General features: G+C 41.7%; 11 protein-coding genes and 1 tRNA gene. 6 read left to right on the forward strand and 6 right to left on the reverse strand.

Annotated features, from left to right (window positions below):
* The 3 genes from EXT43_RS00140 to nudE all read right to left on the reverse strand — a co-directional run bounded on the left by EXT43_RS00140 (position 1) and on the right by nudE (position 1,676).
* Positions 1 to 73: transfer RNA gene (locus EXT43_RS00140), tRNA-Met, on the reverse strand.
* Between the two features lie 240 nt (positions 74 to 313).
* The gene (gene cysQ / locus EXT43_RS00145; RefSeq protein WP_054563939.1) at positions 314 to 1,111 is read right to left on the reverse strand and encodes a 3'(2'),5'-bisphosphate nucleotidase CysQ; all 798 of its coding nucleotides are present in this window, start codon (positions 1,109 to 1,111) and stop codon (positions 314 to 316) included.
* Complete coding sequence (gene nudE, locus EXT43_RS00150) at positions 1,104 to 1,676, reverse strand: ADP compounds hydrolase NudE (RefSeq protein ID WP_171037179.1); 573 nt, start codon at positions 1,674 to 1,676, stop codon at positions 1,104 to 1,106. The genes cysQ and nudE overlap by 8 nt, the downstream gene beginning before the upstream one ends.
* Before the next feature lie 61 nt (positions 1,677 to 1,737).
* Here nudE and yrfG point away from each other — a divergent pair, with 61 nt between their 5' ends.
* Positions 1,738 to 2,394, forward strand: a complete 657-nt coding sequence (gene yrfG / locus EXT43_RS00155) for a GMP/IMP nucleotidase (RefSeq protein ID WP_130166119.1) — start codon at positions 1,738 to 1,740, stop codon at positions 2,392 to 2,394.
* Here yrfG and EXT43_RS00160 read toward each other — a convergent pair whose 3' ends face one another.
* Entirely contained in the window at positions 2,395 to 3,015 is a 621-nt protein-coding gene (locus EXT43_RS00160; protein ID WP_130166120.1) for a dUTP diphosphatase, read from the reverse strand.
* Positions 3,016 to 3,148: 133 nt separating this feature from the next.
* Between EXT43_RS00160 and EXT43_RS00165 the strand changes: the two genes are divergently transcribed.
* On the forward strand, positions 3,149 to 3,778 hold the full coding sequence (locus tag EXT43_RS00165) for a peroxiredoxin-like family protein (protein WP_062564677.1): 630 nt from the start codon (positions 3,149 to 3,151) through the stop codon (positions 3,776 to 3,778).
* Positions 3,779 to 3,810: 32 nt separating this feature from the next.
* Here the strand turns inward: EXT43_RS00165 and EXT43_RS00170 are convergent, their stop codons facing one another.
* Together EXT43_RS00170 and EXT43_RS00175 are read right to left on the reverse strand one after the other, a co-directional pair.
* Complete coding sequence (locus tag EXT43_RS00170; RefSeq protein WP_055021758.1) at positions 3,811 to 4,179, reverse strand: YacL family protein; 369 nt, start codon at positions 4,177 to 4,179, stop codon at positions 3,811 to 3,813.
* A gap of 121 nt (positions 4,180 to 4,300) precedes the next feature.
* Positions 4,301 to 4,525, reverse strand: a complete 225-nt coding sequence (locus tag EXT43_RS00175) for a hypothetical protein (RefSeq protein ID WP_054554878.1) — start codon at positions 4,523 to 4,525, stop codon at positions 4,301 to 4,303.
* A 259-nt stretch (positions 4,526 to 4,784) separates the two neighbouring features.
* Between EXT43_RS00175 and uvrD the strand changes: the two genes are divergently transcribed.
* From uvrD to EXT43_RS00195, 4 genes are all read left to right on the forward strand, one after another.
* The gene (gene uvrD, locus EXT43_RS00180; RefSeq protein ID WP_130166121.1) at positions 4,785 to 6,950 is read left to right on the forward strand and encodes a DNA helicase II; all 2,166 of its coding nucleotides are present in this window, start codon (positions 4,785 to 4,787) and stop codon (positions 6,948 to 6,950) included.
* Positions 6,928 to 8,997: a GNAT family N-acetyltransferase gene (locus EXT43_RS00185; protein WP_130166122.1), complete on the forward strand. Its 2,070-nt coding sequence runs from the start codon at positions 6,928 to 6,930 to the stop codon at positions 8,995 to 8,997. The genes uvrD and EXT43_RS00185 overlap by 23 nt, the downstream gene beginning before the upstream one ends.
* Positions 8,960 to 10,084, forward strand: coding sequence for an ABC transporter substrate-binding protein (locus tag EXT43_RS00190; RefSeq protein ID WP_130166123.1), 1,125 nt, complete (start codon positions 8,960 to 8,962; stop codon positions 10,082 to 10,084). The genes EXT43_RS00185 and EXT43_RS00190 overlap by 38 nt, the downstream gene beginning before the upstream one ends.
* Positions 10,085 to 10,151: 67 nt before the next feature.
* On the forward strand, positions 10,152 to 11,000 hold the full coding sequence (locus EXT43_RS00195) for a CZB domain-containing protein (RefSeq protein ID WP_055199374.1): 849 nt from the start codon (positions 10,152 to 10,154) through the stop codon (positions 10,998 to 11,000).
* Positions 11,001 to 11,626 lie beyond the last annotated feature (626 nt).

Consider the following 11,626-nt stretch of genomic DNA (forward strand, 5'->3'; position numbering starts at 1 on the left):
TGCGGGAGCCGGATTTGAACCGACGACCTTCGGGTTATGAGCCCGACGAGCTACCAGGCTGCTCCATCCCGCGCCTGTATGTTTAGAGTCCCAGAAGCCGGATTTAAACCGACGACCTTCGACTTCAGGTATTAGCGAGTCCGACGAATGATTTATCATTCTGCTCCATCCCGCGCCTGTAATCTCTAAGTAACATAAGCATGTTATTGCTGCCCTGTTTCAGAGAGAGCGCTATCATATAGCAATAAGATTAGAAATCAAGGGTTATAGTGACAAATTTAACTCAAACGAACAAAAAGCACACAAACCAAAGCTAAAAAGCACGCTGATGAGGACTAATCATTTTTTGCCACTCCCAATCAGGGTGGCCCATCACAATAAAGTCAGGGTTTTCTGTGCTTTCTCGTTGATTGTAAGTTAACGGGTTGAATTCGGCATCGGTAATACAGCCACCCGCTTCTTCAACAATCACTTGTGACGCCCCAGTATCCCACTCACCCGTTGGCCCGATACGTAAAAAACAATCAGCTTTACCCTCTGCGATGATACAAGCCTTTAATGAACATGAGCCTAATGCCACCGTTGCAAACTGAGTATTTAAATACTGACTGACCGCTTCAATTTTTTGTCTGCGGCTTACAGCTAAGGTTAAATTATCAGGTGTTGCCACCGAAATTTGCTGATCTTGGCCATTTTCACGTTTAAATGCGCCATTTTGATAACTAGCAAAATAAGTCACTTGTTTCGCTGGCCAATGAATAACACCCAGCACAGGGCGATTATTTTCAACTAACGCGATATTAACGGCAAAATCACCGCTTTCGAGAATAAACTCCCCAGTACCATCCATAGGATCTAGCAGCCAATAACGGTGCCAATCTTTTCTGTCTGCCAGCGCCGGAATGGGTGTTTCTTCTGACATAATTGGAATATCAGGGGCTAGGGTCTTCAAACCAGCCATTAATACATCGTTCGATGCTAAGTCAGCCTTAGTGACCGGAGTATGATCTGACTTTTGCTCAGCACCAATATCATCCTGCTGATAAATGGCCATAATGGCATCGCCAGCTTGCTCAGCTAACCGAATACACGGTTCTAAAAAATCATTCATTGCCCGCTCCCGACTCTAAGTACTTTGTTAATAATAGCAAAGCTGCGACACTTCGTGCTTCAGTAAAGTCTTCTTGTTGCAATAATGATTGCCAATCAGTTATTGGCCATTTAACAACAACAAGCGGTTCAGGCTCATCACCAGGTAAGGTTTCAGGGTAGAGATCTTCAGCATACAAAATATGCATAGTGGCATTAAAGTAACTCGGCGCCATGCTGACTTTTTTAAGTTCAGCAAAATGTTTAGCACCAAAACCAACTTCTTCTTTAAGCTCACGGTCTGCAGCTTGTTGTGGTGTTTCGCCTGGGTCAATTAAGCCCTTTGGAAAGCCCAACTGATAATCATTGGTGCCTGCACAATATTCTCGCACTAATAACAGTTCATTATCGGCCGTTACTGGCACAATCATAACTGCCCCTCTGCCACCGCCACGAATTCTTTCGTATTGCCTTTGCTCATCATTTGAGAACTTCAATTCGAGAGATTCAACAGTAAATAGTCGACTTTTAGCGACAACTTCATTAGACAAAATTTGCGGTGGTGTAGGATGCTTTTTCTGTGTCATTGGCATTAATTTGCTATCATGGCAGTTATGCTCATCATAAATCTTTTAAAGTGAATTGCCTATGTTAAATTGGTCAAAAATCGATACTGTGTTGTTAGATATGGATGGCACCCTACTCGATTTGCATTACGATAATTACTTTTGGCTAACTGTTATTCCCGAGCAATATGCGCGTAAACATAAAATCAGCTTAGACGAAGCAAAAGCTGACATTTTACATCGTTATCAACAAGTTCACGGACAAATTAATTGGTACTGCTTAGATTATTGGCAACAACAACTTGATTTACCAATTATGGCGCTGAAACGTGACATTCAACATTTAATCAGAATTCGTGAAGATGTTCCGCCATTCTTAACTGAACTGAGAAAAGCAGGCAAACAATTGATCATGCTTACTAACGCGCACCCAGATTGTGCCATGTTAAAGTTTGAAAATACTGCTATCGATAATTACTTAGATGGTGTGATCTCAACTCATCAATATGGCGTGAGTAAAGAGCATCAACCATTATGGCAACAAGTACATCAAGAATGGCAGTTTGATAAGGAACGGACTTTATTTGTGGATGACAGCCCTGCCGTGCTAGATGCGGCAAAAGAGTTTGGTATTGGTCATATACTTGCGGTTGCCAACCCTGATAGTCAGCAACCGCATAAGCAGTTCGATGGCTTTTTATCAACCATCGATTTTCGTGAGCTTATACCCGTTGAATGATTACTTCGGGTAACGCTGCTCTAAGCCTTGGTATACAAGTTTTGCAAAATCTGCATGCTCTGTATCGAGGCTTTTTACCACTTCAACTAAGTGCTCGTTATCTTCTTGGCCATTCCATACCTTGATATAGCTACCGTCTTTGTAGCCATGATCTTGGCGGAAGAAATTCAAGGTGTTTTTACCAACGTAGCCACGGTATAAATCATCGATATCCATACCGATTTGCGCCATACAACCTGCAAATGCAGCGGCATTAAAACTCTTTTCAGCAACAGCTGACGCGGCTAATAATTCGAGTGTTTGTTTAAAGTCATCGGCTTGAACTGGCGCACTTAACTCAGCTTCAAGTTTCGCAGCTAACTGCTCATAGCTGGTTTCACCATCAATGCGTAAAGATAAACCAAAATGGAAAATATCAACTAACTCTAAAATAACTTGTTCTGTATCTGGGGTTTGTTTCTTCCACCACTTCCAACCGTAGTGATCCAGCATTTCAGCACACTCAACCCAAATTGCACGATACCATTCAAAACCTTGGCTAAACCATTGCTCATGAACTTTGGTATTCATCGCATTTTGCATCTCGAGCATAACAACGAGTTTTTGTAAATTAGCAGACATTCTTTATCCCAACTTGCATTTTTTATTTGCCTATATACTACAGTTAAATTTGAGTTTGATGTAGGTAAAGATGAAATAAATCCCGCAACAATCAGGTCATCTTTGCAGTTGATAAAAATAACCGAGGAAGCCCATGTTTAAATCTCTACTCATTAGTGCACTGTTTGTACTATCAAGCCAAGTTATCGCTGCAACTGCGACCAATATTGCGGAGTCAGCAGAGCAAGTTAGTCCGTTATTACCTGGCTTAACGGTGCCAAATGTTGAATTGAAAGACCAATACGGTAAAACCGTCTCGCTAGCTGAGCGCTTTAAAGAAAAAACTACCGTGCTGATTGTTTATCGTGGTGGCTGGTGCCCATATTGTTCAAAACAATTGGCCAGCGTGCAAAAAATAGAGAAAGAATTAGCAAGCTTAGACGCGCAACTAATTGCCGTTTCACCAGATAGCCCTGAAAAACTCGCTGAAACAAAAATTACAGCTCCTAGCTATCAATTGCTTTCTGACGACAGCCTTACTTTGGCGCAAACGTTAGGTTTAGCATTTTATTTAGATGACAAAACAGCAAAAATTTACCGCAATAAGCTTGGGGTTAACTTTGTCTCGTTAGAAGGTGAGCCAAAAGTAGCACTGCCTGTACCAGCAGTATTTGTGATAGATACAAATGGGTTAGTTCATTTTCAATACGCCAACCCAAATTACAAAGTACGCTTAACAGAAGATTTATTACTAGCCGCTGTTAAATCAGTGAGCGAGCAATAAGTTAGCTACCGATAAGCAGAATATGCTTCTGCTTATCGGCCTTGTGTAAATTCTTGCCAAGATTCAATTAAATCAACAAAATCTTCAAAGCCACAGCCACTGCACAGGCCTTCTTCTTCAAGCATTAAATCATCATCTTGGTAGGCAACTAAGTCTTCGTTATCTTGATGTAATGCATGTGCTTCGAACAGCGCTTCGTCTTTATTTAATATCAAATCAATTTCTTGACCTTGTAAGGTTAAAGACTCATGACTGTTCTTAACAGCAGAGATCAACGCTTGCACCATCGCAATTTTTTCTTTTCCGACTTCTTCGTTTAGCCAACGGCCTATGATGGCGTGTTCAGAGGAAATTTTAATGCGTAAACCGCTAATAGGGTCGCGGATAAATTGATATTCCATGGAGGGTACTCTTAATACGTTATCTGCTAATTATACCGTTTGCAGCTAAACGTGGCGAGTTTAGTCGCCTTAAAACAACTCGAGCGCCTAAGTGGCGCTCGAGTTTGTGCTAATTAAATAGCTAGAGTCGCGACTTGAAGCGTGCAGCATCAATAATCGCCCATAGGTATACGATTGGCAGTAAAATAAAGCCAACTGCAACATAAATTAGTGCACCACTAATAACCCATGCTAAAAAGAATGCAATAGCCGCCATTAAACGACCTTGTACCAATTGTCCTAAACCAGGAAAAAAGATATTACATATTGCTGCGATTACATTACCGCCAGAACCTTGCTCTGCCATACTAACCTCTGTAGTTTTTAATGATTATACTTTTTATAATCACACTTTATGCCAACTTATTATGACTTACAAATCAAAGTGTTAAAAAGTAGCGTGATTTTAATTTTAGTTCTTTTTGCTAAAAATCGGTCAAATTCACAATTTTTATATCGTAATTTTAATGACTTGCCAAAATAGCTGTTTATAAAAACAGTATTTTATTTAGCCTTGCATAAACACCTGTTATACTCCACCCATTATAGATTGAAAAGGCGTAACGATGGACGTTTCTGAATTACTCGATGGCTTAAATGACAAACAACGGGATGCAGTCGCAGCCCCATTGCAAAATATGCTGGTACTTGCAGGTGCAGGTTCTGGTAAAACTCGAGTACTTGTTCATCGCATCGCATGGCTCATGCAAGTTGAGCAAGCTTCTGCATACAGCATCTTTGCGGTAACCTTCACTAACAAAGCCGCAAAAGAAATGCGTACCCGTGTAGAAGAAACGTTAAAAGCACCGGTTGGTGGTATGTGGATTGGTACCTTCCACGGCTTATCTCATCGGATTTTACGCGCCCATCACCGTGAAGCGAACTTACCTGAAAGCTTTCAAATCTTAGATTCTGACGATCAACAACGTATGATCAAACGCTTACTCAAAGCGATGAACATCGATGATAAAAAATGGCCAGCAAAACAATTTGGTTGGTATATCAGCGCGAAAAAAGATGAAGGTCTACGTCCTAAAGACATTCAAGCCTACGATATTAATGAGCAAATGATGCTGAAAGTCTATGCTGCATATCAAGAGGCTTGTGACCGTGCAGGTTTAGTCGACTTTGCAGAAATACTACTACGCTGCTACGAAGTACTTAAGAATCACCCTACTCTATTACGCCACTATCAACAGCGTTTTGCCCACATGCTGGTAGACGAGTTCCAGGATACCAATACAATCCAGTACGCTTGGTTAAAATTACTCGCAGGTAACACCAACAGTATTATGATCGTAGGTGATGATGACCAAAGTATCTATGGCTGGCGTGGCGCAAAAATTGAGAATATCAAACGCTTCTTAACTGACTTCGAAGCCGAAACCATTCGCCTTGAACAAAACTACCGTTCAACGGCAACAATATTAAAAGCGTCAAATGCGCTGATCAAAAACAATGCTGAACGCATGGGCAAAAGCCTGTGGACTGACGGCAATGATGGTGAGCCTATTTCTGTTTACGCTGCGTTTAATGAATTAGACGAAGCGCGCTTTGTTAGCAGCAAATTACGTAGCTGGCTAAATGCAGGTAATGCATTACAAGACGCCGCCATTTTATACCGTAACAATGCGCAATCTCGTGTACTCGAGGAAGCAATGCTACAAGAAGGCTTAAAATACCGTATTTACGGCGGTATGCGCTTCTTCGAACGTCAAGAGATCAAAGATGCACTGTCGTATTTACGTTTAGTGGGTAACCGTCAAGATGATGCTGCTTTCGAGCGCGTTATTAATACCCCAGCCCGCGGCATTGGTGATAAAACACTAAGCCACATTCGTGATTGTGCGCGCAATGAATCATTGCCACTTTGGTATGCCGCAAAGGCTATTGTAGAGCAACAACACCTATCTGGCCGTGCAGCAAGTGCCGTCACTAAATTCTTAGAACTTGTTGAGCATATCGAAGATAAAATCAGCGATCTCACCTTAGAAGAGCAAGCGAAATACGCCATTCAAACCTCAGGGTTAATGGCAATGTATCAAGCTGAAAAAGGTGAAAAAGGCCGTGCCCGCGTAGAAAACTTAGAAGAGCTTATCAGTGCTTGTGGTCAATACGAACTCCCTGAAGATGAAGAGTTCAGCTCACCACTACAGGGATTTTTGGCTTATACCTCACTAGAATCTGGCGAAGGCCAAGCTGATGAGCACGAAGACGCAGTGCAAATGATGACATTACACTCAGCAAAAGGCCTAGAATTCCCACTGGTATTTATGGTTGGTGTTGAAGAGGGCATGTTCCCATCGCAACAAAGTAATGAAGAGTCTGGCCGTTTAGAAGAAGAACGCCGCCTCTGCTATGTTGGTATGACTCGCGCGATGGAAAAACTATACATTAGCCACGCAGAAAGTCGCCGTTTATACGGACAAGAAAAATACCATAGCCCATCACGCTTTTTACGTGAAATGCCTGAAGACTGTATCGAAGAAATCCGTATTAAAACACAGGTTTCAAGACCGCCTGCGGCAGGTCGTTTTAGTCCATCAGTAACACATGCCGCATTTGAAGATAGCGGCTTTAACTTAGGACAACGCGTATTACACGCCAAGTTCGGCGCAGGAACAGTACTCAATTACGAAGGCAGCGGCGCACAGTCACGTATTCAAGTGAACTTTGACGACCTAGGCAACAAATGGCTTGTAACACAGTATGCAAGACTTCAAGCCTTATAATGAGTATTTAACAGCACTGTGTAATGAGCTGGTGATTGCAAAGCATCGCCAGCTTGTCATTGTGCAAGGCAGCCAAACTTGGTGCTACCAGTTTGCAAACCAATTAGCGCTTAAAAATAGCTATGTTTTCAGTAGCAGCTCATTATTAGCAAATAGTGAGTTTCCAAAACATGCTCACCAAATTCTTGGCCAAGAGTTTCATCACGCAATTTTTGATGGTTTTAGCGGCTTATATGCCGATAAACTAGCCGCGCTTGCAGGTACCGTAAAAGCAGGCGGTGTACTGATATTATTGCTGCCCGATGACGATAAGTGGCAAGACCCAGCACTCACAAGTATTACCTCTTATGGCGAAGAAATTAAACACAGCTTTTTTAATCAGCGTTTTTTCGCCAAGCTAAAATTGCAGCCACATTATTTTTCTGAGCACTCGCTTCCTATTTACCAATCAGTATCGTCAGCAACTGCAGAGATAAATTATCAGCAACAACAAGCATGTGTTGAGCAAATTATTAAAACCGCAACAGGGCGCGCTAATCGCCCTTTTGTGATCAGTGCAGACCGAGGTCGTGGTAAGTCAGCTGCTTTAGGACTTGCAGCAGCAAGTCTTCAAGATAAAAAAATCCTTATTTGTGCCACCCAAGCCAAAGCCGTACAAACAAGCTTTAAACATTTAGCCGCTGAGCTTGGTGTTAGCAAAGAGCAAAACTGTAAGCAACTAGCTAACCTTAGCTATATTGCGCCAGATATACTGCTACATGAAAAGCCTGATTGCGATCTGTTATTTGTCGACGAAGCTGCGGCGATTCCGGTTCCTATGCTATTAGAGATACTAAAAAGTTATCCACGAATCGTATTTGCGAGCACTATGGTTGGTTATGAAGGGAATGGGCGTGGTTACACGTTACGCTTTTTACATTACTTGCGCAGTCAATTTAAATCGCTAAAGACTATTACTTTGGATGAGCCAATTCGTTTTGCTAAACATGACCCTCTCGAAAATAGCCTACGCGAACTATTACTACTCGATGCAAAGTACCTAGATACGCAGAGTGGTAAGTCTTACCAATTTGAAAACATAAGCAAAGAGCAACTTGTTGATGATGAGCGGCTACTTAGCCAAGTTATGGCGCTACTGACGTTGGCTCATTACCAAACCACAGTAAATGACTTACGCCAATTGCTTGATGCCCCAGAGTTACAGCTATCGATCTGCAAACAAAAAGATGCGTTAAAAGCCGTTTGCTTAATTGCTATTGAAGGTGGCTTAGCACCAGAAATCGCAGAGCAAGTAATAAAAGGAAAGCGCAGGCCTCATGGTCATTTAATGGCGCAAACTCTGACTCAATTGAGCCGAAATACAGAAGACTTATGTAAACGCTCAGCGAGAGTCGTGAGAATAGCTGTTGCACCTGAATCTCATCAACAAGGAATTGGCTCAGCCCTGTTAAACTACTGCGAAAGCCAATTAAATAATTGCAGTTATTTTGGTGCCAGCTTTGGCGCAAATGCAGCGTTAGTTAAGTTTTGGCAAAGTAATGGCTTTAATATTGTTAAGCTTGGATTTAGTCATGACAAAGCAACGGCCGAACATGCTGCTTTAGTGATTAAAGCGTTAGATAAGCAAAGCACAGATAGCACAGCACTCTTAATAGAGGAATTTAAACAAGACCTGTCTTTGCAACTCCTTGGTCACTTTAGCTCACTTCCTTGGCAGCTTATTGCAGAGCTATTCAAAGGCTTACCAAAAAGTGACTTACCTTCTGCCTTAAATACAAGAGCTGAGCGACTGTTAACCGGTGACATTAGCCTCTTCAAAGTACAGCCATTGCTATGGAAAATGATTTGGAGCACACCAATTAGTCTAAATTTATTAGATGAACATACAAAATTCATCCTTATTCGACTAGTATTACAGCAAACCTCTGTAAATAGCTTAATCGAAGAAGCCGGTTTTACAGGTAAAAAAGACTTAGACTCACAGTTCAAAACCGCAGTGCAAGGTTGGTATGCTCACTATAAATCACTTCAAAATAACAGCCATTAAGTGTTTATGTATTTGTACCTTGCTGCTATCACAGGTAGCTTTAGCTGAACACGCACAGCCTACCATTAAACTCGGGATGTCCACTGCGCTCACAGGACCCGCAAAGCAAATAGGCGAACAACTGGCGCTTGGCAGTAATATTTACTTTAATAAAATCAACAAAGAAAACGGTATTAATGGGCAAAATATCGATCTGATATTAGCTGATGATGGCTACGAGCCAAAAAATACCGTAGTGAATACCCGCGAGTTTTTATTTGATCAAAAGATCCATGCGATTTTTGGCTCTATGGGCACACCAACAGCCCATGCAATTAAGCCCCTGCTAGATAGACACCGTATTCCATTCCTAATGCCATTTACAGGCGCTGATTTTTTACATAACAGCTCAATGCCGAATGTATTTAATCTTCGTGCGAGCTACCAAGATGAAGCCATAGAGCAAATTAACTACCTAGTTAAAGAGCGTAAGCATGAAAAAATTGGCTTGATGATCCAAGCCGATGAGTTTGGTTACATGGTAGAGAGCAATCTCGTTAACGCCCTAAAAATACATAGTATTAAACCTGTAGAAGTCGCACGGTTTAAGCGCAATAGTGATGATATTTCAAAAGCTTTAGCGCTTCTAAAGGAAAGTAAGGCAACCGCAATTTGTTTAGTCGGCACCTACAAGCCTCTCGCTGAATTTGTTAATGCAGCTAACAAACAAAACTTCAACCCAGACTATACTTCGGTGTCTTTTGTATCGAGTCATGATTTATACCAACGGGTTAAAAAGCCCGCTAACATTATGGTCACTGAAGTGGTACCTGACCCTAATAACTGTAAAAACCATTGGTGTAAGCAATTTATTGAAGATATTGAGCCATATCACACTAGTGCGAATAGAATTATATTTGAAGGTTATTTGAATGCTGTTGCACTCGTTAGCGCAGCCCAAAAATGCCCAACACCACTAAACAATCAATGCCTACTGACTGAGCTAAATCGCCTCTTTACTGATACATCAGATTTCGCTGATCTATTTAACACTCACACTTCTGGAAATAACAAAAAAATCTACCGCTCATATTTTAAAAGTAATTAGGTTAAACTACGACTAAATTACAATAATGTTCTATGCTATAGAGACTTAACAAGGCTTTGAGGGAAATATGGATCTGATTAATTTTCGAGTTGGCCAAAAGACCATTTCACTAAAAATTCTCGATATTCTTCTAACTGAGCGTTACGAAGGAAACTTAACGTCGTTGCCAAATGAAAATAAAAGCTTCATTGGAGTTAAAGATTATATGGAAACTCCAACGCCTATCTTTGATTTAGGAATTGTATTAAACAACCACTCAACCAAAGAAACCAATGCCGAATTATCCGATCTTTTAGTCGAAAGAGAGAAAGACCATTTAGATTGGCTAGATGCCTTAGAAAATAGCTTAGTGACAGGTGCGCCTTTTACAAAAGCCACAGATCCAGACAAATGTGCCTTTGGTCGTTGGTATAACAACTTCGAAACCGATAACGAAGATTTACAAAGTATCTTAGCTAAGTTTGATAAGCCACACCGTGAATTACATGCTATGGCCGGTGAGTTATTAGAATTGCAAAAAAGCCAACCTCACGACAAGGTGATTAGCCTATTTGCAGAGAAAAAGCGCCAAACATTCAACCAGCTTATTAGATTGTTTGAATCGGCACGTGAGCAGATCATTCTTGATTACAAGCCAATCATCATCTTCACCACAAAAGACGGCGTAACACCTCATATAGGCCTTCTAGTCGACAAAGTAGAAGACAATATCAACGTAAAAAAAGAAGACATCAAACCGTTAGACCAACTTACCTCGGTTGGTTTTGATGTTGATCCGCAAACTAAAAACATGATGCGCGGACTAATCAAAATGAAGCATAAACACAGCTTATTATTAGACCCAAGCGCCATCTTCCGCCCTGAGCACCTCATGCGCCACGAAGCAGAAGAAACCGAAGAGTATGGGCTTTTTTAGTCGCTAGTTAGCGAGTTAGAAAGAGTAAAGTTAGTGAGGGGAAAGTCGAAAGGCCTGGCGTAGGTTGGGTAGAGCGCAGCGAAACCCAACACAGAGCTATCAGCTTTCAGCCGTCAGCGATCAGCCTCGCGGTGTGGGTGTTTGGTGCTGCGTCTTCCTATGCAATTAGGTTCTAGGTTCTAGGTTCTAGGTTCTAGGTTCTAGGTTCTAGGTTCTAGGTTCTAGGTTCTAGGTAAAGTGTACTTGTAGGAATGGCTTTAGCAATGAACATTCTTGTTATGGTCTAGATTCGGCACTGAAGTGCCTCCTACGGGGTTTGTTGCTGAGGGTGACTCTGTACTTAACAACCCTACAGTTCAACTAACATCTAATATCTGACGTCTAACATTCTCATCACGTAGGAATGGCTTTAGCCGTGAATGTGTTTGTTCTGGTCTGAATTCGGCACTGAAGTGCCTCCTACGCGGGGTGTTGCTGAGGGAGTCTCTGTACTAAACAACCCCACAGTTCAGCTGACGTCTGACGGCTGAAAGCTGAAAGCTTCAAACGCAAAAAAGCCCGACTCTTTCGAATCGGGCTTTCTCTTATTTGGAGCCTGGCGATGACCTACTTTCACATAGCAGCTG

It is taken from the genome of Pseudoalteromonas sp. CO109Y, assembly GCF_004208935.1.
Lineage (GTDB): Bacteria > Pseudomonadota > Gammaproteobacteria > Enterobacterales > Alteromonadaceae > Pseudoalteromonas > Pseudoalteromonas shioyasakiensis.